A 25,903-nucleotide genomic window follows, 5' to 3' on the forward strand; every position below is an offset into this window, starting at 1 on the left:
TGCTTGCAATATTCACCTCTGATTGGATGTGATAGTATTAGCCATTATTCTAATTTGCATCATTTATAAAGATATGTTTAGTTTGCATCCACAACTTGCTCAAGATACGTTTTTTGTAGGCGACTTTCCACTTTCAACATGTCGCTTAATGAATGATATGCAATTCCCGTGGCTAATTTTAATTCCACGCGTGCCAGGCATCACTGAGTTATATGAACTCAGTCAAGCTGACCAAGAACAGTTTTTACGTGAGTCAAGCTGGTTATCAAGCCAATTGGCTCGTGTATTCCGTGCTGACAAAATGAATGTTGCTGCTTTAGGTAACATGGTTCCGCAGCTCCATTTTCACCATGTTGTACGTTATCAAAACGACGTCGCATGGCCAAAACCAGTTTGGGGTACACCCGCTGTTCCTTATAGCAATGAAGTACTTGCGCATATGCGTCAAACTTTAATGCTTGCACTACGTGGTCAAGGTGATATGCCATTCGATTGGCGTATGGACTAATACACGTGAGAAATCAAATCAGGGATGATTTGATCGTGCGCATAGTGGGGAACGAGCAGTGCCATTAGACGATTGGTTATCTAAAGAGCCCAAACAATTTGAGTATTTCCATCGTGTGATGGGATATGGCATGCTGTCTTTAATAACCATTGTCTATCATTATACGATGGCAGATACGCAATATCAGATTTATGTGCCGCTGTTGTTGCTCATTGTGTTATTGATCACACCACCATTTTCAAGGTGGTTAGGTTATCGCTTCAATAATACGATGCGACGCGGTGTGATGTTTGTTATTGATATTGTCATTACAGCGATCATTTTAGCCGCTGTACATCTCAGTATCGTACTCACATTTTTAACCATTTTTGCTATGCTTTACACGGCTATTAGTAATAAAATTTCTTTTTTGATGGTGTCTTTGGCCAGCCTGATTGGGGTGGTTGTCTTTTATATTTCGATTATTTTTGTCTTTGGTTTTGGTGAGTATTTCGAGGCTACCAGTACTGAACTGATCGTATTGGGCTTTTTGTGCCTCACTACTTATTTTGGCGTGGGTAGCTATTATCAGCGCAACCAAATGCAAGACATATACCGCCGCAAAAATCACTATTTCGATCAGATGAACCGTTATATGGAGTTTGCCAATCAGCTGAGTCGCTATGCACCAGTTCAGTTGTGGCAATCGATTATGAAGGGTGAGTCTGAAGCGAAAATTGAATACAAGCGTAAGAAACTGACAGTTTTCTTTTCAGATATTCAGGGTTTTACAGAGCTTTCTGAAAGCCTAATTCCGGATGATTTAGCATTCCTACTCAATGATTATTTAAAACACATGACCGAGATTGCGAAGCAATATGAAGGTACTGTGGATAAATTCATGGGCGATGCAATTTTAGTGTTCTTTGGTGACCCTAATTCCGAAGGTGTAGAGCGTGATGCACAAAACTGTTTGGAAATGGCTATGGCAATGCGTCAGCAAATGAAAATCCTGCGCGAACGTTGGGTGAAAATGGGTTATCCGCCATTGCATATTCGTATGGGAATTTCTACAGGGTATTGTCACGTAGGGAATTATGGCGCGTCGCACCGTATGGCTTATACCATTGTTGGTCGTGATGCAAACCTTGCTGCACGCTTACAAAGTGCAGCGCAAGTGGATGAAATCTTAATTTCGGACGATACACATAATTTAGTAAAAAATGATTATCTTTGTGCACCGAAAGCACCAATTTTCCTTAAGGGGATTAAAGGTGCTGTGAAGACGTGGCAAGTCGTTGAAAAATATACCTCGCAAAAATCAGACTATCAACGCTGGTTTGATTATGAATATAAAGGGTTTCATTTACTGCTGAACTTAGATGAAGTGCAGAATTTTGAATATCCGCAGTTGATTCAAGTCTTGGAGAAAATGATTCAACGCATTCAAACCCAGCAGAAGATGACCAACTCGCAAGGTATCGTCAAACTCAATCTTGAAGATGAAGTAATAGAGCCTGTTCAAAAAAATGAATATCATTAAGTTGATAGGATGAGATACAAAGCGAGAGTCGTAAAAAAGCCACTACAATGAGTGGCTTTTTTACGCTTTGAAAATTAGTGATTTTCAGACGCGTGGTTAATTGTGTATTTAGGAATTTCAACTTCTAAGTCTTCATCCACTAACTTCACTTGGCAAGACAAGCGAGAGTCAGGTTCTAAGCCCCAAGCACGATCTAGGAGGTCTGCTTCAACATCATTCATTTCTTCTAAGCTGTCGAAGCCTTTACGTACTACAACGTGACAGGTTGTACATGCAGCGGACATATCGCACGCATGTTCAATCTTGATTCCATTTTTCAGTAAGCTTTCACAAAGATTCGCATTCTGTTCAACTTCAAACTCAGCACCTTCTGGGCAGATTTGCGCATGTGGGAGAACTTTAATACGTGGCATAGTCTTTACCTATAAATTAGTTTGAGTTTGACCAGTCGTCGAGTTTTGTGCCTTTCAGCGCTGCATCGATATGCTGATTCATACGTGCTGCTGCAAAAGCATCACTGTGTATTTTAAGCTGTTCAACAGCAGATTCAATTGCTTTGATTTCTGTTGTTTCAAGTGTTGCTTCTAATGAAGTTTTGGCCGCATTTAATGCAACTTGTTGTTCATTCGTGAGCAGGTGAGCATCTGCTTTTAGGGCTTGCTCTAAAGCTTCGAGTTCGCGTTTTGCTTCAACTTTAGTTTCTTGTAAGTGACGAAGATTTTTATCTTCTTCAGCAAACTTATAACCATCAAGCAGTAAGCGTTCCATGTCACTATCAGCCAAACCATATGATGGTTTGATGTCAATTTGTGCATGTACGCCAGAGGTTGTTTCTTTAGCTGAAACCGTCAGTAGGCCATCGGCATCCACTTGGAAGGTCACTTCAATGCGTGCTTGACCCGCAGTCATGGGTGGAATGCCGCGAAGGACAAAACGACCTAAGCTACGGCAATGCTCAACCAAATCACGCTCACCTTGAACCACATGAATCAACATCGCTGTTTGACCATCTTGGTAGGTGGTGAACTCTTGACGACGTGCAACTGGAATTGCGGTATTACGTGAAATAAGACGCTCAACCAAGCCGCCCATGGTTTCTAGACCTAGGGAAAGCGGAGTTACATCAAGCAGTAATGCGCCATCGGCTGTGTTTCCAATCAACTGATTGGCTGTAATCGATGCACCAATAGCAACAACTTCGTCAGGGTTGATGGTACACAATGGCTCTTGAGCAAACACATCACGTACAGCGTTTTGTACAGCATAAGAGCGAGTTGAACCACCGACCAAAACCACGTTTTGAATGTCACTGAGTTCAAGCTTCGCATCGCGGAGGACGCGTTTGCACACACTAATCGTTTTATCTAAAGCAACTTTGATAATGCTTTCAAATGTCGCACGATCAAGCGTTAAGCTCTGCTCTAGGACTTGTAAATGAACGCTTTCTGCGTCGGTTAAAGCTTCTTTGGCTTTACGTGCAGCAACTAAAACGTGTGCATATTCAGTGTCATCGAACTGCTCAATATTGAGTTCTTTTTTCGCCCATTTTACGATTAAACGGTCAAGATCATCACCACCTAATGCGGTATGGCCACCCGTTGCTAACACTTCAAATACGCCTTGAGAAAAGCGTAAAATTGAAACGTCAAACGTACCGCCACCCAAGTCATAAATTACATAGTTGTGATCATGCGCAAGATTGGTTTCTTGGTCCAGACCATACGCAACCGCGGCAGCAGTAGGCTCATTTAAAAGACGCAATACGTTTAAACCCGCAAGTTGTGCGGCATCACGTGTCGCTTGACGCTGAGCTTCATCGAAGTATGCAGGAACAGTAATCACTGCACCATTGACTTCATTTTTTAAGCTCGCTTCAGCACGATCTTTTAGTTGCTTTAAGATTTCAGCGGACACTTCGACAGGAGTTTTGCGGCCCTGAGCAGTTTCAAAAGCAGGCATTTGATTATCTTCACCCACTAAAGTGTAGGGGTGTTGAAACTTAATGTCGGCTTTAGAGCGTCCCATAAAACGTTTGACTGAAACGATGGTGTTTTTAGGATCGGCAGTCAAAAATGGTTTCGCTTCGTCTCCATATTGGGTTTGGTTTACACCATAATGCGCGATCGATGGGAGTAAGACACGACCTTGTTCATCATGCAAAACCTTTGCTTTGCCTGAAAGTACAGTTGCAACTAGAGAGTGAGTTGTACCTAAGTCGATACCAATGGCAATACGGTGTTCATGTGGCGCACTTGATTGTCCAGGTTCTGCAATTTGCAAGAGAGCCATGTGTTACATCCTTTGAGCGTCAAAAATTAAAAAATAAGTTAAAATTCATCATCTAAATCAAAGCTATCGTCATCTTCAAAACGATCTTCAGCTTTATCTATGTCATGCATGACTTTTACAAAGAAGCGAAGTTTACGGACATCATCACGTGCCTCAGCCCAATCTTCCTCTTCAAAATCAATTTTGAATTCGCGGACTAAACCATCAATCCATTGTTGAACGTCTAATTTGAGTGATTGTAATTCATCTGCTGAACGTGCTTCATCAAGTTGTTCACGGATTTCTAAGGCAGACTGGAGAAATTCAAAATCATTGATGGATTGATCAAGATGATAATCTTGTTTTTTTAATCCTAATAAATATCCTGCACGGCTATCAACCTGAGATAAAACTTTAAATGCTTGATTGATCTCACTTGATTTTATGAGGGCTTGATCTTTATCGAGAGCTTTATCTGGGTGATATTGTTGCTGCAACTTTAAAAATTCTGATTTTAAGGTTGCTAAATCAATATCGAGTGCTACTGGGAGGTTAAACAACTCAAAATGATTCATAGGAGAGGGATTCCGCGCTAAATTGGGGGTCATTGCGAAAGCAAAAACACTCTATGTAAATGCAATTAAAACAGTGTGATACACACTGTTTTAATGTTGAAAAGCAAGTTAATGAACTGTTATACGGTGAAAGATTCACCACAGCCACATTCGCCTTTTTTGTTTGGGTTGTTAAACTCAAAGCCTTCGTTTAAACCATTTTTCACGTAGTCCATCTCCATACCATCGAGATAAACCAAGCTTTTTGGGTCTACAAATACTTTCACCCCAAACTGCTCAAAGGTGGTGTCATGTGCATCAATTGAATCGACAAACTCAAGCACATAAGCCAAACCAGAACAGCCTGAAGTTTTCACGCCAACGCGAATACCTTCACCCTTACCGCGATTTTTTAAATAATTGCTGATATGAGTTGCAGCATTTTCGGTTAAGTTGATCATGAAAACTCCCTAATCTTTCTTTAAAATGCGAAGCAATTAAGCTTTAGATTTTTTGCTGCGGTAGTCTTCAACAGCAGCTTTAATAGCATCTTCAGCCAGTACAGAACAGTGTACTTTTACTGGAGGAAGCGCAAGTTCAGTTGCGATATCAATGTTTTTGATCGCTTGAGCTTGATCTAAAGTTTTGCCTTTTAGCCATTCAGTCACTAAAGAGCTTGATGCAATAGCAGAGCCACAACCATAAGTTTTGAAACGTGCTTCTTCAATCACACCGTTGTCATCTACTTGAATCTGTAAACGCATAACGTCGCCACATGCAGGTGCTCCGACCATACCTGTACCTACGTTTTCAGCATTTTTGTCTAATACACCTACATTACGAGGGTTTTCGTAATGGTCAATTACTTTTTCGCTATAAGCCATGATGCGTCTCCAAACCTCGGGGTCAGCGTTAATATTAAATATGGGGTCAAAACTTGATTTTTCAATGAAGTCATCCAGTATGTGAATGACTTCAATGGGAAAAATTAGTGTTCAGCCCACTCAACTGTAGAAAGGTCGATACCGTCTTTGTACATGTCCCAAAGTGGAGAAAGTTCACGAAGTTTCTCCACTGCAGAACGCGTCACTGTAAGTACATGGTCAATGTCTGCTTCAGTGGTGTATTTACCAAAACTGAAACGAATTGAACTGTGCGCAAGTTCGTCAGACAAACCTAGTGCACGTAATACATAAGAAGGTTCTAATGTTGCTGAAGTACAAGCTGAACCCGAAGATACAGCAGCGTCTTTCAACGACATCATTAACGATTCACCTTCAACAAAGTTGAAACTTACATTTAAGTAGTTCGCAACGTTTTGTGTTGGGTGGCCGTTTAAGAAAATTTGTTCTAAGTCTTGTAAGCCATTCCAAAGCTTGTCACGAAGTACGCGAATGCGTGCTTGTTCAGAAGCTAAGTTTTTACCTGCAAGTTCAAATGCTTCACCCATACCAACGATTTGGTGTGTTGCAAGTGTACCAGAACGCATACCGCGTTCATGACCACCACCATGCATTTGCGCTTTTAAACGAACACGTGGAGTACGACGTACATAGAGTGCGCCAATACCTTTAGGGCCATAAATTTTATGAGCAGAGAAGCTCATAAGGTCAACTTTCATAGTTGAAAGGTCAATTTCAACTTTACCTGCAGCTTGCGCCGCATCGACATGGAAGAAGATCTTGTGTGCACGAGTAATTTCACCAATTGCCGCAACATCAGTCACAGAACCAATTTCGTTGTTTACCATCATAAGCGAAACAAGAATAGTGTCTGGACGAATAGCTGCTTCAACCATTTCAGGGGTAATTAAGCCAGTGTTTGGAAGTGGCTCAAGGTAAGTGATTTCAAAACCTTCAGACTCAAGCTCACGGCAAGTGTCTAAAATAGCTTTGTGTTCAATTTTACTTGTAATAATGTGCTTGCCTTTAGAGGCATAGAATTGTGCTACGCCTTTAAGAGCTAAGTTATCTGATTCAGTTGCACCAGAAGTCCAAACGATTTCGCGTGGATCTGCTTTGATCAAGTTTGCAACTTGTTCACGTGCATATTCTACTTTTTCTTCTGCCTGCCAGCCGTAAGCATGAGAGCGAGATGCTGGGTTGCCAAATGTGCCGTCAAATGTCAGGCATTCCATCATGCGTTCAGCGACTTGCGGGTCTACAGGAGTTGTTGCTGCATAATCAAGATAAATTGGACGTTTCATGTCAAATACCTGTTACCGATAAAAGGGCTGAATCTGAAGGTGCTGTGTTTTGGCGAATGGCAACTTTTTGAACGTTGTCACGTGCTACAAGGTCAGCAAGAGTGATTTTAGCGAGATAGTCGGCAATGTGATGGGAGAGTTCTTGCCATAAATCGTGAGTTAAGCACATTGCGCCATTTTGGCAGTTGCCTTTATGGTCACAGCGAGTGGCATCAACTGTTTCGTTTACAGCTTCAATAACTGCTAATACAGTAATTTCATCAGCGCGACGAGCTAAATGGTAACCACCGTTGGCACCACGAATACTAGAAACTAAGCCGTGGCGCTTTAATTTCGCAAATAACTGCTCAAGATAAGCAACAGAGATAGTTTGACGAGCTGCAATTTCTGCAAGCGTGATCGTTTGTTCAGTTGGCTGCAAAGCTAAATCAAGTAGAGCAGTCACTGCGTAGCGTCCGCGAGTTGTTAAGCGCATGATTCGATACACATGATTAGACTAGATGTGCCGATTTTAAGAATCCTGACTAAAATAGTCAAGTTTTTTTAATAGGGATTGTGCGTATTTAATTTGCTTGAAATATTATGTAGTTATGCAAGCCAAATATTATATACTAATAAGCTAATCAAAAGTATAGAAAACACAAAAAATGTGACATTTATACGTTTTTGACGTTGCTCGATACGGCGAATACGATTTTTGTATTGTTTCACTTCAACCTGTAGAGTGTTGATTTTAGAACGTTGTTCTTCAATTTTCTCTAAAAGAGGTGCAATGCGCTTTTTAGATGCAACTACATTTTGCGGATCAGTTGGTTCAGTTAACCAGTTTTTCCAATCGGCAAGAACTTTAGGTGCACTAAAATGTAAAATTAAATCTCGGAACTCATCTTTTAAGGTGATGTCACCATCAATACGCATGGTTTTAATACTACGACGGTTTCCAAAGACGAAAATTTTAATTAAATCCATCAATGTGGTGCGTACATCTAGGTCGACCGGTTTTTCAGGTGCTTTGGCGTCAAATAAAACACCTTGAGCGGTAAAGGTGATATAGAAGTCAAAATAAGGCAGATAGCTATTTATTTTAATCGCAATATTTTGCTCAACAAACTTTTTACAGTGAAGTGCAACCACGCGGTCGTGTTTTAAAATAAGAGAAAAGATCGTCTCAAGAACAATCATCACCATAGTGAGTAGCATATGTGTTTGATTGTGTTCTTTTTGAGAATCACTCATAAGTAGTAACCTAAATCCTGACCTGAAATGAGCATCCTGCTCGCAAAAACTTCAGACTTAAAAATAAAAATGTAATAAAGATGCTTTGTAGAACAGTTTTACAAATCGATCAAGTCTAATATTTGCTAGTATAGTGCAATCTATAAGATTTTTTGGATGTTTTTGCACATAAATCATGCAGGAGATGGTGCTAATGGAAAAAGCAGATATAGAGTTAGATGATATTTCGCAAGAAGATGAAACACTAAAAAAAACAAAAACTAAGCATCATTTTCACCGTAAAAATAGTTTGGATTTTAGAAAGTATACCAAACAAATCTGGTTAGCCGGTTTGGGTGCTTTTTCACGTGCAGAGGAAGAAGGGAATAAATTATTTGACTCGTTGGTCCAAGTCGGCGAAGAGTTAGAATCTAAAACCACTGAGATTGCTGACCAAACGGTTGAAAAGGTATCTGAAAAAGCGCGTGAATCGGTGACGGATACTAAAGATAAGGTTGAGAAGATTGTAGATCGCGGGGTAAATCACTCTTTAAACCGGATTGGATTGGTCACAGTTAAAGATATTCAGTACTTAGAAAACCTGATTCTTCAACTGAATGATAAAATCGATGTTTTGATTGAAGAAAATAAGAAGTTAAACGAAAAAGTGAATAAAAAGTGATCTGGTTGTGCTTTTGTACCTTTTTCAACGTTTTTTTGTGATTTATTTTCCAAAAAAGCATATACAGAGTATTGCGTTTTCACCTAAAGCATTGCTATAAAGGCGTTACGGTAATTTATACTAAATTTTTGGACCTTAAATAAACGATATTAAGAGGACGCGATCCACATGAATAAATCAGAATTAATTGATGCAATTGCAGAGAAAGGGGGATTGTCTAAGACTGATGCTGGTAAGGCCTTAGACGCTACAATTGCTTCAATCACTGAAGCGCTTAAGTCTGGTGATACAGTTACACTTGTTGGTTTTGGTACTTTCAACGTGAAAGAACGTGCTGCACGTACTGGCCGTAACCCACAAACTGGTGCTACTTTAGAAATTAAAGCAAGCAAAGTACCAAGCTTCAAAGCTGGTAAAGGTTTAAAAGATTCTGTTGCTTAATCTTTTAAATAAATACTAAACGCGCCTTTTCGGCGCGTTTTTTATTAAACATTAGAAAATGTGTCGATAACACATTCATTCATTGCTGCTTTTCAGTTAAAATCTCGGGCAAATAAAATATTGGAATACTTATGGAATCTTTTCGTAAAGTTATTAAGGGTTGGTTGGGCAAAGCTTTGCTCATTTTGTTTTTGACCCCTTTAGCACTTGTAGGTATTGAAGGATATTTTAGTAGCGGATCAAAAGACGCTGTAAAATCAGTCAATGGCCAAGATATTTCTGAAAAGGAATTAGAGACCTTAACCGCTTCCTTTAAAGAACAATTCTTAGCTTATGCCAATCGGGATGAAACTTTACTCAACCAAAGCTTTATTAAAGATAAAGCGATGGACCAACTGATCGCAAATACTTTGTTATTACAACAGGCTGAAAAGCTGGGCATTTCACTCAGTGATACTCAAATTGAACAGATGATTGCTCAACAGCCAAGTTTTCAAGAAAATGGGAAATTTTCAGAAACGCGTTATTCAAGCTATTTGCAGTCTGTGGGTATGAGTAGTGATGCGCTCGTTGCAAACTTACGTCAAGACCATGCATTAAAAATGATGCGTTCGACTTTTGTTGATTATGCATTGGTGAGTAAACTAGATATTCAACAAATTGCTAACTTACAAACAGAACAGCGTACTGTGCAGTTTGCCAATGTAAATCTTGATGAATATAAAAAGAACGTCAAGGTTTCAGCACAAGAGATTGAAAACTATTACAAGCAACACCCAGCTATGTTTAAACAAGTGGCAAGTGTAGATGTTGACTATGTGTTGTTAACACCAGCCAATGTACCTGCTGCTGCTTTACCTGTAACAGAGGCCGAGTTGCAGCAAGCCTATACACAGTTTGTTGAAGCACAAAAAGAGAATATTGCGCCTTTGGTTAAACATATTCTGATTACGACTGATGCACGTACAGATGCTGAAGCGAAAAAACGTGCAGAAGAAGTTGTTGCGAAAATTAAAGCAGGAACAAGCTTTGCAGCAGCTGCGGCTCAATACTCTGAAGATACTGCATCTAAAGCGAATGGTGGTGCTTTAGCAGTTTATAACAAAGGCACTTTTGGTGATGCTTTTGACCAAGCTGTAGCATCACTTAAATCGGGCCAAGTGTCAGCGCCTGTAAAAACTGAATTTGGTTACCATGTCATTGAAACTGATGCGCCAGCTGTGAAGTTGCCATCTTTTGAAAATGAAAAAGTACGTTTGACGGCGGAAGTTCAAAAGAATAAAACAGCCAATGCATTCTCTGATACTGTAAACAGTTTAAATGAACTGGTTGTAGACTCAGATGCTTTAGACGTGGTGTCTCAAGAAGTTAAAGGTGTACAAGTTCAAACAGTAAAAGGCATGACCTTATCTACACAGCATCCTGTATTAAGTAATGCTGCGGTGAAAGTGAAACTGTTTAACGATGACGTTAAAAATGGTGATCGTAACGCGACCAGCAGCATCCAACTTCCAAATGGGGATGTAGTTTGGGCAAAAGTACGTGATTATCATGCGGCAGGTGTCCAAACGCTTCAAGAAGCAACACCACGTGTGAAAGCAAAATTGGTTGAACAAAAAGCTTATGATGCTGCTAAAGCTAAAATTGCTCAAAGCTTAAAAGACTTTAAAACTCAACCAGCAGCATCAGTTGTTGCCAAGAGCGGTTTGACCTTTACTGCACCGCAAGTGTTTATTCGTTCACAAGGCTTACCACGTGCAGTTGAGCGTGCGGCATTTAGCCAAGCGGCACCAAAAACAGGACAGTGGTCTGTAACAACAGCATTATTGCCAACAGAAATGGTGGTAGTCGCAGTATTAAACGTAAACAAGACGACGTCTAGTGCATTGACGGATGAGCAGTTGGCTGAGCTTTCGAAGTTATATCAACAACTTCGTGGTCAGCAAGAAGCTGAAGATTATGTGCAATACTTAAAAGCACATGCGAAAATTAAATAATCGCATGCTATAAAAAAACCTGCATTCGTGCAGGTTTTTTTTATGTGTGTAGATAAACAAATTTTATTTAAGGATAAACAAGCTTAGGCACGAATTTTGAGCTCATAACCTGAATATTTACGAATATTAATCACGCCTGTATCTAAAATCAGGTACTGACCTTTAATCCCTTGTAACTTACCGCGAATAACTGGGGTTTTATCCAGATTGTGGGATTTAATTTTCTCAGGATATTGCTCAACTGGATAAACAAACTCGCGTGGTAGTTCAGTTTCCAAAAGGTCAACCGTTTCATTGAATTCAAGATTTTGACTAAATTCCTCACGAATGGTTTGGATTTTAGGTGCAAATTCTTCGATGAGTTGTTCGCGAACTTCAATCAAGTCGAGTGGTTCAGCTTCGCCTTTGAGTAATTTACGCCAATCGGTTTTGTCTGCCACTTGTGTGCCAAACATAATTTCGAGCTGGCCTGAAAGACGACGCGAACCGACTTTCATAATTGGAAGGGCTTGGGTTGCACCTTGATCAAGCCAACGGGTTGGCATTTGGCTAATCCGTGTAATCCCAACTTTTAGGGCACTTGAGTTGGCTAAATAAACAATATGTGGCTGGAAACAAACTTCATGCGCGAAGCTGTCTTCTCGGCAGGTACCTAGATGGTAGTGACAGGTTTCAGGTTTCATAATACACATGTCACAAGAGGCTTTGGTTTTAAAGCACTTAAAGCAATGGCCTTGCGAAAATGATTTAGAAGTCTTCGTACCACATGAAACACAAAAGATTTTACCAGTCCATTCAATCTCGATTTCTTGACCCAAGTTAAAAGGAAGGTCAACTTCTGAACGATCTAGGATAAATTTATATTCAACATTTGCCTTGTGTGTATGTTGATCAGTTACACTAAGGTCCTTAAGACCTGCATGCATTTTATGGCAAATGCCTTGAAGTTCCATACAGAATTACTCACTCAATATTAAGGATGCGGTTATGGCTGAACTGAACGTCATTACTTCTATGCTAGACGATTTATCTCAAGAACAGCCTATTTCAACTGCATTGTGCATTGGGCAGGATCTCAGCCCAAATCATCATCAATCTATTCAATGGCAATATTTTAGCGTATCTGACTTTTTAAGTCTGCCTTTTACCCAGCGCTATGATTTAGGTTTTGTGCTTTTTGACACGGCAGAAATGCAAAATATAAGCTCACAACAAAAATCACAACTATTGGTGCGTTTAAGAGATTTGATGGCAAAGCGTATTGTGGTGGTCAGTCAATTGCAGGATGAACAACTGCTTCGTGCTTTAGGTTTTACTCAACTGATCGATAAAACGACGCATGGTAAAGACTTTGCTTTATGGCAATTTAATATTTTGACCTATAAGCATGTGCCTGACTGGTTCAATTCAAAATTTTGGGCGAATCCTGAAAACTGGAATAAATTCCGTTGGTGATTCGACTGCGACTGTATTTTTCCATTCATAGCAAAAATTAACAATTTATCTCTATAGGGTTTTTTTAAACATCGTATGCTGTTTAAAAACCTAGAAAGGATAAAGTGATGACGAACCTGAATAATATTATAGAAATTTTAGCAAAGCAGGCCATGGGCGGTCAGCAACAGTCAAACCAACAAAGTGGTTTGGGTGGAATTTTGGGTTCGGTGCTTGGACAACTCGGAGCGGGTGGTACAGGCCAAACACAACAGGGTGGTCTGGGTGATATTTTAGGCTCGGTGTTGGGTGGTTTGACTGGTGGGCAGTCGCAGCAGGCGCCAAACTCGCATAACTCAGGATTCGCAGGCGGTGGAAAAAGTTTATTGATTGCGGTACTGCCTTTGATTTTGGCATGGATTCAACAGCAAGGTGGTTTGCAGGCAGCTTTAGATAAACTCAAAGGGCAAGGTTTAAGCAGTCAGGTTGAGGACTGGGTTTCTACAGGACCAGGAGAAAACGCCAGTGTAAATCCAGAGCAAGTTCAAAACTTGTTTGATGATGCCGCGGTGGAGCAAGTTGCAGAGCAAGCGAATGCACCTAAACAAGATGTATATAGTGCTATTTCGCAAGTGTTACCGCAAATTATTGATTCACTCACCCCGCAAGCAGGACAAACTAATCCTCAAGAAGCCAACGCGGATATTCAACAGGTATTAAACTTGGTTTCGGGTTTCTTAAAGCGCTAAATTCATAATAAAAAAGCCATCCTAGAATGGCTGTTTTATTACTTAAAATTCTAAATTAAAAAACACGCCGAAGCGTGTTTTTTAATTTTTAGGGGAGCGTTAACTTAGAAGTCGTAACGGAAACCTAAAGAAAGTGCTGTAGCATTTTCGTCTTTTTCACCACTAACAGAGTATGAGCGGCCCTCTTTCCATGGAGTAAGATTAGCATTCTTATCATTTAGCATGGTTGCAAGGTTGGCATAAACGCGTACTGCTTTATCCAAGCGGTGCTCAACACCAATTGCAACTAAACTTGAATTTGCATCATCAGCATCGACATCACGGTAGAAGTATTCACCACGTAGAGCTGTTTTTGGCGTAAGTTTGTATTCACCTGCAATACCGAATACTTGAGCATCAAAATCACTTAGATCATCATGATCGTATTGAGCAATTTGATACATTGCACCTAGGTTAAAATCAGGTGTGATTTTGTATGAACCAGCTAGTCGGAAAGCATCGCGTTCAGCTTTAATTCCTGTTGATGAAACATTCTGCGATGTCGTTGCAGAGTTATCTTCATACTTCTCATATGCTGCTGCAAAGTCGACATTACCTTCTTTGTAAGTTAAAGCTAGATCGTAAGCTTTGTTGTCCTCAACGCCTTCTTTTGTTGTTCCATCTTTAGCGATAGATGTACCCTTGTGCATTGAAAGTGCTGCAAGTACATTGAAGCCACCACCAAATTTAGGTGATTTATATTCAATAGTGTTGTCATTACGCTCATCAAACTTCAAATCACCAACACGTGTTACGTTACGTACGTCACCAACCATGTCACCAAAGAAGTTGATTGGACCGCGTGCAGCCTTGAATGGGCTGTCAAAACGACCTACACGTGCTTGACCGAAGTCACCTTTTAAACCTACGAAAGTATCACGTGTAGCAAAATCTACACCTTTATCATCAGCGGAGCCGCTTGCGAAGTTAACTTCTTGCTCAATTTGACCAAATACAGTCATGCCATTTTCAAGTTCTTGCTCTACTTTGAAACCTAAGCGTGAAGAGTTTGAAGAGATTCCAACTTCGTTATAGTCAGCGCCATCATCCAGATAGTCTAAAGAAACATGCGCACGGCCATAAATTTTTACGTCAGCAGCCATCGCTAAAGCTGGTGTAAGTAAAGTTGCCCCAACTGCTAATGCGCAAAGTGTTTTTTTCATGTGTAGCTCCAAGAAAGACTTTTTGTTGATTCGTCTATAAAAGGTTATTCAGTCGTCTTTTTATTCATCAGACTTCTGTCTCTTGGCGCTCATTATTGATTACAAATAAGTCATTAATATTAAGGGAATATTACAAAAATATTAAACCATCCAATGTCAAATGCATTTCCACGATAAATTGTTAAGGTAGATTTTGGAGACTTATGTTATTGATCTTATTTATTTTTAGACCTAAAAAAAGGAGCCGAAGCTCCTTGATTGAATGGATGGAATTACAAAGCAGCACGAATTTTTTCTGCTTGTGCTTTGATTTTTTCTTGATCACCCATTTGCAACGCATGCTTACCTAGCTCATGTACCGAACTCGGAATGAGGTGGAAATGTACATGGGGGACGGTTTGCCCAGCAGCAGCTCCAGACAACTGCATGAGGACAATGCCTTGGGCATCCAAACCGACTTCAATGGCTTTTGCTACTTTTTGTACCACTTGAATGGTGTAGGCAGCAGCATCGGCAGGGAGGTCGAGTAAAGTCACCGCAGGTGTCTTGGGTATGACTAAAGTATGACCGTCTGCTTGAGGCATAATATCCATGAATGCAAGAACTTGGTCATCTTCATATACTTTAATGGCTGGAAGTTCACCACGTAAAATTCGTGCAAAAATGTTTTGCTCATCGTAAGCCATGTCTATTCCTTAAGTTTCGCTTAAACTGATTTACTTACAGTTTAATTCTTTTTGACGTTCTTTAATCGCGTCAAGACGTTGTTGCTCTTTTTCAGAGAATTTCGGTTTAGTGGTGTAGCAATTATCATTGCCAAATTTTGCTTTCGCTTCAGGGTCCTTAAAACAGAAACCTTTAGATGCATAAATGACATCATGATCATCTTTTAATTTTTGACACTCTTGCTCAGGTGATGCCGCAAAACTTTGCGCCCCGATTAATGTTGCAAGACTGGCAAAAACCGCTACAGTCAACTTTTTCATGAGAATTTCCTCAGTTTGTAACATTGTATGTAGTCACGCTATTACTTTATAGGGGTTTGTTCTGTTTATTCAATGGTGAGTTCTTACTCAATTGTAATTTTACTTCATAATTACTGCATATAATACATAAAATTTATATATATCAATTGCTTTCTAAATAGCAGATAGAAATGGATATTTAAGTTTTTTATGTAATTTAGTCTATTTTTATAACTTTTCTTAGGTTCTAACACTTTTAAATTTCATTGAGAGGGGCACACTGCTTCGGTGTGTCAGCTTCTTTAACCTTTAATGTTCGCCTCATCTCAAATTCTATTTCAGGCATTTTTATACGATTAGCAATGAATTTTTTAAGTTATTCATTTTTTTCTGAATTAAGCGCATATGCATAATTATCGGTTAATGATATTTTGCTGTCTTAAATGGACTCTTTTGCATGCTTGTTTTAGACAGTCTCAAAACTTCATTTATTGCTATTTTATTTTTGAATGACTTGTGTCAATGATCTACTCAAAATAAGTGGGTGGAAAATAAATTATGGAAATGTAATTTATTTGCTGTGGATTAGAGAATTATAGTCTTTAAGAGCTAAATATAAACCATCGAGTAAAATATAAAATGATGAATAAAGCTTGATTTAAACTTAACTTAAGTTTAAATCATTATGCAGTTCGTTATGAAAGGATGAATTAAAATATGAATGGTTTAGGTCGAACTTTTCTAATTTATGGCGCAAGTAGAGGCTTAGGTAAAGCGATTGTAAACTTAGTGCCTGAAGCTCAGGACAAAGTTTATGGTGTCTCCCGTACTGATCCTAAAAATAATGCTCAATTGAATTGGATTTGTGCAGATTTATCTACTCCTGAAGAGGCGGTGGATAAAGTAAAAAAAGCAGTCGAAGATGAGAAAATAGATGTTCTTATTTATAATGTTGGAATCTGGGAAAATAATGCTTTTACAGAGAATTATAACTTTGAAGAGGTTTCATCTGCCGAGTTAAATACCATTCTAAATACAAATATTAATACCTGTATTCAGTCTCTTCAGTCCTTGATAGAAAATTTAAAGTTATCGGATAACGCTAAAGTCATATTGATTGGTTCTACGTGGGGTGTAGATAATCATAATGGCAAAGAGTTGGTCTTTTCTGCAACGAAATATGCTTTGCGTGGAATTGCTCAATCATTGCGGGAAATTTTGCGTAACGACCTGATTGGGGTGAGTGTTTTAAATCTAGGGTATTTAGCAACAGAATATGAAGCAGATGTTCCAACCGAAACTGTATTGGCAGAGACCAATCATGCTTTAATTCCTTTGTCCGATGTTATCTTAGCCATAAAATTTATCATCTCCACCAGTAATGCATCTTGTGTTAAAGAAATTCTCATGCCTGCAATGAAAGATGAAAATATTTAATCGAGATGTTTCGCTGTAATTTTACATGGACGTATTTATCGGATAGTTTAATTTTTCGATACCATATTCAATCTAGGTGAAGCTACTTTGGTGTGAAAGCTCATCCATCAATATATAGGTTCCTGCAGCTCTTTGGTATTGGTCAATCAACGGTACTAGTCTTTTAAAATGCTCCGTTTCGCAATGCGCATCTAGCGCAGCGCGATCAGGCCATTCTTCAATGAATATAAAATGCCCAGCATCTTTCTGATCAATAAATAGGTCGTAGGATATACATCTTGGTTCGGCTTTTGTTTTTTCTACAAGTTCACGATATAAAGGCATGACTCTATCAAGATGTTCTAGTTTAATAAAATCTTGAGCAATGACTTTGAGCATAAATTGTTTATCCTAAATTTAATTCGGTTTTTTTTTATACAGAAAGTATATGTGCTGAATTAATTGAGTATACAGAACTCTGCTATAAAATTAATCAAGCTCAAAACAATCTTTAGTCTTAATTCATTATAAAAGTGGGTAGTAAAAATATTGACCTTGGACTAACTCCATAGTTTTAAATCAAATGACTAGACTGGAGATCTGAGTATGCTAAGGCTATTAGAACAGACGTCGATTTTAGATTATCACCATCCATCGATTCAAAATTTGATTGAACAACGCAAATGGAGAGATCTTGATGAAGTTAATAAGGTGAGAAATATTTATAACTTTGTTCGTGATGAGGTTCAATTTGGCTATAACACGGGAGATACGATACAGGCATCTCAAGTCTTAAGCGACGGTTATGGTCAGTGTAATACCAAAGCAACGTTATTGATGGCGTTACTGAGAGCGGTGGGTGTAGCGACTCGGATACATGGGTTTACCATCGATAAAGCCCTACAAAAAGGCGCAATCAACGGCATTTGGTATAAGTTATCGCCCAAGAATATTTTACATAGTTGGGTCGAAGTTCATGTGAATGGACAATGGTATGTTTTGGAGGGTGTAATTCTTGATCGACTCTATCTAGAAAACTTACAAAGTATAAATAAGCATCAGGCAAAAACTTTTTGTGGTTTTGGGGTATTTACCGAGAATTTTGAAAATCCACCTATCGATTGGAATTTGAATGATACTTTTATCCAAGACAAGGGGATTAATCAAGATTTCGGTTTATTTAATAACCCAGATGATTTTTATAATCTACATCAACAAGAACTTAGTCCGATACAACGTATGGCTTTTAAATATGTAGTCAGACACTTAATGAATCAAAATGTCAATAAAATTAGAAATATACAAAAAGCCTCTTTATGAGGCTTTTTGTTCGGCCATCGGAATAGCTTAACTTATGATTAAAGTTAAAGTATGACTGGCTATGATAAGCATTACTCTAAAGTAATTTTGCTCCATGACTCATATAGTTTAACTGCGGAAGAAAAATCGCTGTCTGCTTCAGATAAATCACTGGCAGTTTGAATTAAACTTTGAGCCAGTCCAATCACAGGTGCGGATAGTTTTGCTTCGCGGACTAAATCAACGGCAATGCCCGTATCTTTTGCTAATAGAGGGAGTGCAAAAGTAAGCGGGAAGCTGCGGTTGAGAATGCGCTGTGGTAAAACAGTTTCAGTTACGCCACTTTTACCACTAGACGCATTAATGCAATCTAATGCTTCGTTTAAGTTTACGCCATGGGCTTTTAGGGTGGTAAACCCTTCGGCAACAGCACAGAGGTTCACAGCCAAAAGCATATTGTTTACGGCTTTAACTGCAAAACCAGCACCCGATTCGCCCACGTGTTTAATCAGTTTACCAAACGCTTGAATAGCTGGTAGTGCGCGTTCAAAAGCTGCGGCATCACCACCAATCATAACCGTAAGGGTTGCATTATCAGCACCAATAGTTTGACCACTTATCGGTGCATCTAAAAAGTCCACACCGTGTTGTTTAAGTTGTTCAGCTACTTTTTTTGCAGAAGAGGGTACACCACTGGTGCAATCGACCCAAATGCTGCCCGATTTAAGCTCAACTTGTGCAAGTAAGTCTTCAATATCTTGACTGGTTGGAAGGCAAGAGAAGACTACATCGGCCTGAACTGCTTGCGCAAGTTCCACCGCCTGCGTGCCATAGGCTTCTGCATGTTGTTTTGCTTTATCAAAATTGCGATTCCATACCCACACGTGTTCAAAGTGTTTAGGTAAGTGTGATGCCATGCGATAACCCATGGCGCCTAGACCGATAAATGCAACTGACTGAATCATGTCAAACCTTAGTATTTAAATTTTACTTGAACGTTCACTTAACCACTGAGCCAGTTGTGGCCAAAATTCATCGGCACTACGCTTACTCGACATCAGTCCTAAATGTCCCCCTGGGATAAGAGTAAACGTGACATCGGTGCTACTTGTCAATTGGGTTAATGGCTGAGCTGCCTCTGCTGTAACAAGTTGGTCTGTTGTCCCCGCAGCTACAAGCAATGAGCACTGTATATTTTTTAAAGCAATGCTTTTCTCATTTAATGTGATTAGTCCAGTTTTGAGTGGATTACGCAGCCAAACATTAAAAAGCATGTCTTGGTTAATGCCGCCGGGATAATCAATCATACGATTGAGAAATCCGCCGATGGTGGCATGCTCATACAAGGCTTCATGGTCATCTAAATTAAGCAGTAGGTTCTTATGACTTTGAAACCAGCCGATAGGATCAATGATTTTAAAACCAAAAGTATTTAACCCTCCAGAGGTATGAAGCAGACGCTTCGATATTTTGCCCTGATAAATTTGTTGTTGTAATGCTTTGCTTTTTGAAATGATTCGATTGAGATATTCAAAGAACTGGCCATTTCGCCCAGATTTATAACTGTCAATTGGACTCCCTAAAACCATTAAATTTTTCACAAAATTGGGTTGATGTAAGGCAGTATACAAGGTCACGAAAATGCCAGCCATACTCCAACCATGTAGAGAAATTTGCTCGCTGTGGCTATGTTTTAAAATGCTTTGTATACAGAGTGGAATATAATGATCAATAAACGTCAGAAAGTTGAAATGACGGTTATGAATATTTAATTTCCCCCAATCAATCACATATACGGCAAAGCCTTGCTGTTGGAAGTACTTCACCAGTGAGCGATAAGGATAAAGGTCGTAAATAGACATATTGATGGCTAGCGGGACCACAAAAACTAAGGGCTCTTTATACTTACGCACTTCAGGTGTGTAATAGCGAATTTGGGTTAGATCAAATGTTTCAATCACTTCATAAGGCGTGCTTTGTGACAAAATGAGTGACTTTCCATTAAAAATGCGCGTAGAAAGATTCTTTAATTTATTTTGATGTGTTGAAATTTTAGTTTTTAAAGAGTGCATATAGGTCTTAGATCTCAAATAAGCAGAAAGTTTGATCGAAGTCTAATCAATATTCGCGTATTTTGCCTTGACCTTAAATAGCCTAGACGCTCAAAATGTTGGCAATTCTTTACAAAGGCAGTCTGTCGACTGAACCAGAGCCATGAGCCTACAAGACGAATTTGAATACCAATTAGATACCTTAGCCATTCGTACTGGGCATACGCGTAGTTTCGAGGGAGAACATGGCGAACCTATCTTTCTAACTTCATCATTTGTCTATGAAAATGCAGCAGAGGCCGCAGCAAAATTTTCAGGTCAAGAGCCAGGGAACATCTACTCGCGTTTTACCAACCCAACTGTTGCAATGTTTGAAAAACGCCTTGCAGCTTTAGACGGTGCAGAACGGGCAGTGGCAACCAGTTCAGGTATGGCCGCAATTATGGCCGTGGCAATGTCATTTTTAAAACTAGGCGATCATGTGATTTGTTCACGTGCGGTATTTGGTTCGACCGTGTCTTTGTTTGAAAAATATGTGGCTAAGTTTGGTGTAACTGTCGACTTTGTTGATTTAACAGATTTAGATGCATGGAAAAATGCCATTAAGCCTGAAACTAAATTACTCTTTGTTGAGTCTCCATCGAATCCTTTGGCTGAAGTAGCAGACGTTCAAGCACTTGCTGATATCGCACATGCCAATGGCGCACTTTTAGCGATTGATAATAGCTTCTGCACACCAGTATTACAGCGCCCAATTGAGTTTGGTGCGGACTTGGTGATTTATTCAGCGACGAAGTATTTGGACGGTCAAGGTCGTGCTCTTGGTGGTGCAGTAGTGGGTAGTCATAAACTACTCGAAGAAGTGTTTGGTTATGTGCGTACTACAGGGCCTTCAATGAGTCCTTTCAATGCATGGGTATTCTTAAAAGGCTTAGAGACTTTACGTTTACGTATGCGCGAGCATTCAGCAAGTGCGCAGAAACTGGCAGAATTCTTAAATACACACCCGAAAGTCGAAAAAGTGTATTACGCTGGTTTACCAGAGCATATTGGGCATGAACTTGCAGCGAAGCAACAAACAGGCTTTGGTGGGATCGTTTCTTTTGAAGTGAAAGGCGAGCGCGAAGGGGCATGGACTGTTATTGACAATACTCAGTTTATTTCAATTACGGGTAACTTGGGCGATGCCAAATCGACTATTACCCATCCTGCAACGACTACCCATGGCAAACTTTCACCAGAAGCGAAACAAGCCGCAGGAATTCGTGAAGGTTTAATTCGTGTTTCTGTTGGTTTGGAAGATATTGATGATATTATTCGCGATATCACACGTGGTTTAGACTTAATCTAATTTTTTAAATTTTATGTTCGGAGATTTTAATGAACATTAATATGTTAATGCAGCAAGCTCAACGCATGCAAAAAGACATGGAAGGCAACATTAAAAAAGCCAAAGAAGAACTTGCACAAACTGAAGTGCATGCTGAAGCTGGTGGTGGTTTGGTTAAAGTGACGATGACTTGCCGTAATGTGGTAAAACGTATCGAAATCAATCCTGAATTATTGCAAGATGATGCAGATATGATTGAAGACTTAATTGCTGCGGCAATGAATGATGCTGCACGTCAAGCAGAAGCAATCACTGAAGAGCGTATGAAAGCTGCGAACTCAGGTGCAGGCTTACCACCGGGTCTTGCAGGTTTATTCTAATTAAGGAATACGTATAGTGTTTAGCGATCGTTTTGATCAATTGGTACAAGCCTTACGTATTTTGCCAAGTGTTGGGCCGAAATCAGCTCAGCGCATGGCGCTTCATCTGATTATGAAAAATCGTGAAGGGGCTGTGGGTCTTGCACATGCTTTAAACGAAGCCACCAGCTATATTCACGAATGCAGTTTGTGTCACTCACTGACCGAAAACGAAGTTTGTGATATTTGTGTCTCGCATGAACGTGACGATCAACTACTTTGTGTGGTTGAGTCTCCAGCAGATGTAATGGCGATTGAGCAAAGTGGCAGTTTCCGCGGTAAATACCATGTATTGGGTGGGCATTTATCTCCACTTGATGGTGTTGGGCCTGAAGAGATCGGTATTCCTTATCTGATCCAGCGTTTAGGCGATGGTAAAGTAACAGAAGTGATTTTGGCGACCAATGCAACGGTAGAGGGTCAGGCCACAGCGCACTATTTGGTTGAGGCAACGAAACATTTACCGATCCAAATGACGCGTATTGCACAAGGCGTACCACAGGGTGGCGAACTTGAATATGTCGATAGTCATACCTTAAGCCAAGCTGTACATAACAGAATGCGAATGAAATAAGTATTTCGATACTTGTTTCATTTTTTAGTTGAGCTACAAGATTGAAATCTTGATTAAGATAAAAAAAATATTAATTTGAATCTAGTTGTATAAAAAAATCACAAAAAACGGTAAATAATTAAAAAACCCTTAGAAATCTTGATAGCTAAATGATCTTATTCAGGTAAGATAGCCCAAAGAGCATCTAGCATTAGACGCAGTAGGATATGTTTCAGTTTATTCAGCAGCAGCAAGACTTAACTCCAGTCTTAGAAAAAATGGATCGTAACGAAGTCTATGGACTCGATACAGAATTCATCAAAGTCGATACCTTATGGCCGAAGTTAGGCGTATTTCAAATCAATGTCGAAAACAATGTCTATTTACTCGATGGTACGACACTCGATTTAACTGAATTTTGGAATAAACTTTTTCGTGCACAGCAAAATGTCTTTCATGCCTGTAGCGAAGATATCGACCTGATTTATCACTATGCACAGCATAAAACTTTAAACAATGTATTTGATACCCAAGTGGGCATGTCTTTTTTAGGACATGGTCTACAAGTCAGCTATCAAAATGCATTGAAACAAATGTTGGATGTCGATATCGATAAAGGGGAAACGCGCTCAAACTGGTTGGCGCGTCCATTGAGCCCTGCACAATTGAGTTATGCGGCAAACGATGTGCTGTACTTGATGAATCTCTCAGAAAAAGTTAAACAAGAACTAGATTCAAAGTCACTCTTAAACTTTGCACTTGAGGACTGTCAGCATCTGACACAAGAGATCGCGACAGAAACGCCTTTACATTTACTCTATCAAGATATTGGTAACTATCGACATTCACGTCGTCAGTTAATGCAGTTACAGCAGTTGGCTGTATGGCGTGAACACATGGTGAAAGCTTTAAATACACCACGTAGTTTCATTTTGAAAAACTCAAGCATGATTGATTTGGTTGAGAAAAATCCGAAAAATGCTTTTCAGTTATCGGGTGTAAAAGACATACGTCAAAACGTTGTCCGCGAGCATGGCAAAACTATTTTAGATTTGGTGAAGTTCTTGCCTGAGCAAGCAGATTGGCCGCTACGCATGGCACGTCCCATCCGTCATTCTTCAAAAGATGTAGGGGAGAAGATTGATCACTTAATTCAAAATGTGGTCAATGAAACCAGCATTCCTAAAGAAGTGTTGATGCGCAAAAAGTGGATGAATGCGCTGCATCAACATGTGGTTTTTCATAATGATGAGCAAGACTTGCCTGATTATTTATTAGGTTGGCGCTATGATTTGTTAACTCAACCTTTAATTCAACTCCTACGCCGTGATGAAAGCTATCTTTCGACGCAAATGAAAGTCATGGATTAATAATTAGTCAATTGGTCTGAAGTTTGAATATTTATACAAAATCACGACTGATGCGTTAATCATGACTAATGTCAGCTGCTTTTATTTGATGTATCCTGTGGCTTGAGTTATTTGAGTGCTGTTTTAGATATGCAATGTTCTATTTATAAATCAAGCAAAAAAGATGAAATGTATCTTTATATTGCTTGTCCAACTGAAGCCGATCAAGCCGCTGAAGATTTTAGCCCATTGAATGTTTTACCTGAAGCTGTTCGTGTTGCATTTGGTCGAGCGACTTTTGTGATGTCATTAGAGCTGAGTGAAGCGCGTAAATTGGCCCGTGTAAATGTATTGCATGTCATGGATTCGATTCAAACACAAGGCTTCTTCCTACAAATGCCGCCAGAGGGATTAATCAATCCGAACGCTGCGGCACCAGAAGGCCTTCGTGGCGCATAAAGCATAATTCAGGAGTTGCACCGTGGATAGTTTTCTTTCAATGCTCGATTCAATTCCTGAAGACAGTATTGCTGTCACAGTTTACCTTTTGGGCAGTTTGCTAATTTTGTGGTGTTGGTATTCGATTGCTACACGCCTACCGAAGCTGTTGGGTGGCATCACATGGATGATGATCTTTGCCATTTTATTGACACCAACGGTTTCCGAAGGTCCAAACTCATCGATTGCACCCGCTATTTTTGGCTTGCTTTTCGGTGTGTTAACGAAAGAATCAGCACTCATTTGGTCAAATTTGTCACTGATTCTCTTTGTCATGGGTGTGGGGCTTGTGATCGGTTTCTTTTGGTCAAAATATGTGGCTAATAAAACCAAAGCAGTTGTCAGTAACAATCATTCACCGCTGTAATTAATAAAAATAAGGTTTAATCATGTCTGTTGAAACACAACAATTTACGGGTACAGATCAGTACATCGCTACCGATAGTTTAAAACTTGCTGTAAAAGCTGCACGTAGCTTACAAAAGCCTTTATTGGTCAAAGGTGAGCCGGGTACGGGAAAAACTTTACTGGCTGAACAAGTGGCTGAAAGCTTAGGCTTAAAATTGTTGACTTGGCACATCAAGTCAACCACAAAAGCCCAGCAAGGTTTATATGAATATGATGCGGTTTCACGTTTACGTGACAGCCAACTGGGTGACGACCGTGTTTATGACATTAAAAACTATATTAAACCGGGTAAATTGTGGGAAGCGTTCACCAGTGAAGAACGTTGTGTTTTATTGATTGATGAAATTGATAAGGCGGACATTGAGTTTCCAAATGACTTGTTGCATGAATTGGATAAGATGTCTTTCTATGTATATGAGACGGGCGAAACCATTACTGCATCACAACGTCCTATTGTGATTATTACTTCAAATAATGAAAAAGAACTTCCAGATGCATTCTTGCGTCGTTGTTTCTTCCATTATATTGAATTTCCAGACGACGCAACCATGCGTGAAATTATTGATGTTCATTTCCCGCAAATTTCAACGGCATTGGTCAATGAAGCATTACAAGTTTTCTTCAAATTACGTCAAGTTCCGGGGCTAAAAAAACCACCATCAACCTCTGAATTGATTGACTGGTTAAGCTTGCTGATGGCCGATGATATGCCAGAAGGTGTACTGCGTAATCATGATAAGTCTAAAGCCATTCCACCTTTATATGGCGCACTCATTAAAAACGAACAAGATGTACAGTTGCTTGAACGTTTAGCCTTCATGTCCCGTCGCTAAAGGA

The 25,903-nt window shown here is 39.6% G+C and carries 31 protein-coding genes; 16 read left to right on the forward strand and 15 right to left on the reverse strand.

Going from position 1 to position 25,903, the window contains the following annotated elements; all coding sequences use genetic code 11:
* Positions 1–73: 73 nt before the first annotated feature.
* Complete coding sequence (locus tag GVX98_RS05870) at positions 74–508, forward strand: HIT domain-containing protein (RefSeq protein ID WP_004696995.1); 435 nt, start codon at positions 74–76, stop codon at positions 506–508.
* 58 nt (positions 509–566) lie between these two features.
* Positions 567–2,030: an adenylate/guanylate cyclase domain-containing protein gene (locus GVX98_RS05875; RefSeq protein ID WP_004984691.1), complete on the forward strand. Its 1,464-nt coding sequence runs from the start codon at positions 567–569 to the stop codon at positions 2,028–2,030.
* Positions 2,031–2,104: 74 nt separating this feature from the next.
* On the opposite strand, the gene fdx is transcribed toward GVX98_RS05875, so the two are convergent.
* The 8 genes from fdx to GVX98_RS05915 all read right to left on the reverse strand — a co-directional run bounded on the left by fdx (position 2,105) and on the right by GVX98_RS05915 (position 8,294).
* Positions 2,105–2,443, reverse strand: coding sequence for an ISC system 2Fe-2S type ferredoxin (gene fdx, locus GVX98_RS05880; protein WP_004697000.1), 339 nt, complete (start codon positions 2,441–2,443; stop codon positions 2,105–2,107).
* A gap of 16 nt (positions 2,444–2,459) precedes the next feature.
* The gene (gene hscA, locus GVX98_RS05885; RefSeq protein WP_159127509.1) at positions 2,460–4,319 is read right to left on the reverse strand and encodes a Fe-S protein assembly chaperone HscA; all 1,860 of its coding nucleotides are present in this window, start codon (positions 4,317–4,319) and stop codon (positions 2,460–2,462) included.
* A gap of 38 nt (positions 4,320–4,357) precedes the next feature.
* Positions 4,358–4,873 (reverse strand): Fe-S protein assembly co-chaperone HscB, encoded by a 516-nt coding sequence (gene hscB / locus GVX98_RS05890; RefSeq protein ID WP_004697004.1) that lies wholly within the window; start codon positions 4,871–4,873, stop codon positions 4,358–4,360.
* Positions 4,874–4,992: 119 nt separating this feature from the next.
* Complete coding sequence (iscA, locus tag GVX98_RS05895) at positions 4,993–5,313, reverse strand: iron-sulfur cluster assembly protein IscA (protein WP_004697006.1); 321 nt, start codon at positions 5,311–5,313, stop codon at positions 4,993–4,995.
* Between the two features lie 36 nt (positions 5,314–5,349).
* Entirely contained in the window at positions 5,350–5,736 is a 387-nt protein-coding gene (gene iscU, locus GVX98_RS05900) for a Fe-S cluster assembly scaffold IscU (protein ID WP_004697007.1), read from the reverse strand.
* Positions 5,737–5,840: 104 nt separating this feature from the next.
* Positions 5,841–7,058, reverse strand: a complete 1,218-nt coding sequence (locus GVX98_RS05905; protein ID WP_004697009.1) for an IscS subfamily cysteine desulfurase — start codon at positions 7,056–7,058, stop codon at positions 5,841–5,843.
* Position 7,059: 1 nt separating this feature from the next.
* Positions 7,060–7,533: an Rrf2 family transcriptional regulator gene (locus GVX98_RS05910; protein WP_004697011.1), complete on the reverse strand. Its 474-nt coding sequence runs from the start codon at positions 7,531–7,533 to the stop codon at positions 7,060–7,062.
* A 113-nt stretch (positions 7,534–7,646) separates the two neighbouring features.
* Positions 7,647–8,294, reverse strand: a complete 648-nt coding sequence (locus tag GVX98_RS05915; protein WP_087013627.1) for a hypothetical protein — start codon at positions 8,292–8,294, stop codon at positions 7,647–7,649.
* A 193-nt stretch (positions 8,295–8,487) separates the two neighbouring features.
* On the opposite strand from GVX98_RS05915, the gene GVX98_RS05920 reads away from it, so the two are divergent.
* The 3 genes from GVX98_RS05920 (at position 8,488) to GVX98_RS05930 (ending at position 11,393) form a co-directional block, all read left to right on the forward strand.
* Positions 8,488–8,955, forward strand: a complete 468-nt coding sequence (locus GVX98_RS05920) for a phasin family protein (RefSeq protein ID WP_004984677.1) — start codon at positions 8,488–8,490, stop codon at positions 8,953–8,955.
* A gap of 168 nt (positions 8,956–9,123) precedes the next feature.
* On the forward strand, positions 9,124–9,396 hold the full coding sequence (locus tag GVX98_RS05925; protein WP_004697018.1) for an HU family DNA-binding protein: 273 nt from the start codon (positions 9,124–9,126) through the stop codon (positions 9,394–9,396).
* 131 nt (positions 9,397–9,527) lie between these two features.
* Positions 9,528–11,393 (forward strand): SurA N-terminal domain-containing protein, encoded by a 1,866-nt coding sequence (locus tag GVX98_RS05930; protein WP_159127510.1) that lies wholly within the window; start codon positions 9,528–9,530, stop codon positions 11,391–11,393.
* An 83-nt stretch (positions 11,394–11,476) separates the two neighbouring features.
* Here GVX98_RS05930 and GVX98_RS05935 read toward each other — a convergent pair whose 3' ends face one another.
* The gene (locus GVX98_RS05935; protein ID WP_004984674.1) at positions 11,477–12,346 is read right to left on the reverse strand and encodes a DUF2797 domain-containing protein; all 870 of its coding nucleotides are present in this window, start codon (positions 12,344–12,346) and stop codon (positions 11,477–11,479) included.
* Positions 12,347–12,380: 34 nt separating this feature from the next.
* Between GVX98_RS05935 and GVX98_RS05940 the strand changes: the two genes are divergently transcribed.
* Together GVX98_RS05940 and GVX98_RS05945 are read left to right on the forward strand one after the other, a co-directional pair.
* Positions 12,381–12,848, forward strand: a complete 468-nt coding sequence (locus GVX98_RS05940; RefSeq protein WP_004697025.1) for a DUF6231 family protein — start codon at positions 12,381–12,383, stop codon at positions 12,846–12,848.
* Positions 12,849–12,955: 107 nt separating this feature from the next.
* On the forward strand, positions 12,956–13,576 hold the full coding sequence (locus GVX98_RS05945; protein WP_159127511.1) for a YidB family protein: 621 nt from the start codon (positions 12,956–12,958) through the stop codon (positions 13,574–13,576).
* A gap of 104 nt (positions 13,577–13,680) precedes the next feature.
* Here GVX98_RS05945 and GVX98_RS05950 read toward each other — a convergent pair whose 3' ends face one another.
* The 3 genes from GVX98_RS05950 to GVX98_RS05960 all read right to left on the reverse strand — a co-directional run bounded on the left by GVX98_RS05950 (position 13,681) and on the right by GVX98_RS05960 (position 15,764).
* The gene (locus GVX98_RS05950) at positions 13,681–14,778 is read right to left on the reverse strand and encodes a porin (RefSeq protein ID WP_062032607.1); all 1,098 of its coding nucleotides are present in this window, start codon (positions 14,776–14,778) and stop codon (positions 13,681–13,683) included.
* Between the two features lie 272 nt (positions 14,779–15,050).
* Positions 15,051–15,464 carry an HIT family protein gene (locus GVX98_RS05955; protein WP_004697031.1) on the reverse strand — a complete coding sequence of 138 codons (414 nt, stop codon included), beginning with the start codon at positions 15,462–15,464 and terminating at the stop codon, positions 15,051–15,053.
* 30 nt (positions 15,465–15,494) lie between these two features.
* Entirely contained in the window at positions 15,495–15,764 is a 270-nt protein-coding gene (locus GVX98_RS05960) for a YARHG domain-containing protein (RefSeq protein ID WP_004697032.1), read from the reverse strand.
* Between the two features lie 696 nt (positions 15,765–16,460).
* Here GVX98_RS05960 and GVX98_RS05965 point away from each other — a divergent pair.
* A complete protein-coding gene (locus GVX98_RS05965; protein ID WP_159127512.1) occupies positions 16,461–17,180 on the forward strand; it encodes an SDR family oxidoreductase in 720 nt (239 codons plus the stop codon).
* A 72-nt stretch (positions 17,181–17,252) separates the two neighbouring features.
* Here the strand turns inward: GVX98_RS05965 and GVX98_RS05970 are convergent, their stop codons facing one another.
* On the reverse strand, positions 17,253–17,558 hold the full coding sequence (locus GVX98_RS05970; RefSeq protein ID WP_159127513.1) for a putative quinol monooxygenase: 306 nt from the start codon (positions 17,556–17,558) through the stop codon (positions 17,253–17,255).
* Positions 17,559–17,765: 207 nt separating this feature from the next.
* Here GVX98_RS05970 and GVX98_RS05975 point away from each other — a divergent pair, with 207 nt between their 5' ends.
* Positions 17,766–18,479: a transglutaminase family protein gene (locus GVX98_RS05975; protein ID WP_159127514.1), complete on the forward strand. Its 714-nt coding sequence runs from the start codon at positions 17,766–17,768 to the stop codon at positions 18,477–18,479.
* 71 nt (positions 18,480–18,550) lie between these two features.
* On the opposite strand, the gene GVX98_RS05980 is transcribed toward GVX98_RS05975, so the two are convergent.
* Both GVX98_RS05980 and GVX98_RS05985 read right to left on the reverse strand, forming a co-directional pair.
* A complete protein-coding gene (locus GVX98_RS05980; protein ID WP_159127515.1) occupies positions 18,551–19,423 on the reverse strand; it encodes an NAD(P)-dependent oxidoreductase in 873 nt (290 codons plus the stop codon).
* Between the two features lie 15 nt (positions 19,424–19,438).
* Positions 19,439–20,530, reverse strand: a complete 1,092-nt coding sequence (locus GVX98_RS05985; protein ID WP_159127516.1) for an alpha/beta fold hydrolase — start codon at positions 20,528–20,530, stop codon at positions 19,439–19,441.
* Positions 20,531–20,672: 142 nt separating this feature from the next.
* Between GVX98_RS05985 and GVX98_RS05990 the strand changes: the two genes are divergently transcribed.
* The 7 genes from GVX98_RS05990 to GVX98_RS06020 all read left to right on the forward strand — a co-directional run bounded on the left by GVX98_RS05990 (position 20,673) and on the right by GVX98_RS06020 (position 25,899).
* Positions 20,673–21,860, forward strand: coding sequence for an O-succinylhomoserine sulfhydrylase (locus GVX98_RS05990; RefSeq protein ID WP_159127517.1), 1,188 nt, complete (start codon positions 20,673–20,675; stop codon positions 21,858–21,860).
* Between the two features lie 29 nt (positions 21,861–21,889).
* A complete protein-coding gene (locus GVX98_RS05995; RefSeq protein ID WP_062032624.1) occupies positions 21,890–22,219 on the forward strand; it encodes a YbaB/EbfC family nucleoid-associated protein in 330 nt (109 codons plus the stop codon).
* A 16-nt stretch (positions 22,220–22,235) separates the two neighbouring features.
* A complete protein-coding gene (gene recR, locus GVX98_RS06000) occupies positions 22,236–22,832 on the forward strand; it encodes a recombination mediator RecR (protein ID WP_125274857.1) in 597 nt (198 codons plus the stop codon).
* 206 nt (positions 22,833–23,038) lie between these two features.
* Positions 23,039–24,181: an HRDC domain-containing protein gene (locus tag GVX98_RS06005; protein ID WP_004984645.1), complete on the forward strand. Its 1,143-nt coding sequence runs from the start codon at positions 23,039–23,041 to the stop codon at positions 24,179–24,181.
* A gap of 129 nt (positions 24,182–24,310) precedes the next feature.
* On the forward strand, positions 24,311–24,619 hold the full coding sequence (locus GVX98_RS06010; protein ID WP_004984643.1) for a YcgL domain-containing protein: 309 nt from the start codon (positions 24,311–24,313) through the stop codon (positions 24,617–24,619).
* A gap of 22 nt (positions 24,620–24,641) precedes the next feature.
* Positions 24,642–25,025, forward strand: a complete 384-nt coding sequence (locus GVX98_RS06015; protein ID WP_004697064.1) for a hypothetical protein — start codon at positions 24,642–24,644, stop codon at positions 25,023–25,025.
* A 22-nt stretch (positions 25,026–25,047) separates the two neighbouring features.
* The gene (locus GVX98_RS06020) at positions 25,048–25,899 is read left to right on the forward strand and encodes a MoxR family ATPase (RefSeq protein WP_159127518.1); all 852 of its coding nucleotides are present in this window, start codon (positions 25,048–25,050) and stop codon (positions 25,897–25,899) included.
* Positions 25,900–25,903: the final 4 nt, after the last annotated feature.

The organism is Acinetobacter sp. 8I-beige, assembly GCF_902505955.1.
In the GTDB taxonomy this organism is placed as follows: domain Bacteria; phylum Pseudomonadota; class Gammaproteobacteria; order Pseudomonadales; family Moraxellaceae; genus Acinetobacter; species Acinetobacter johnsonii.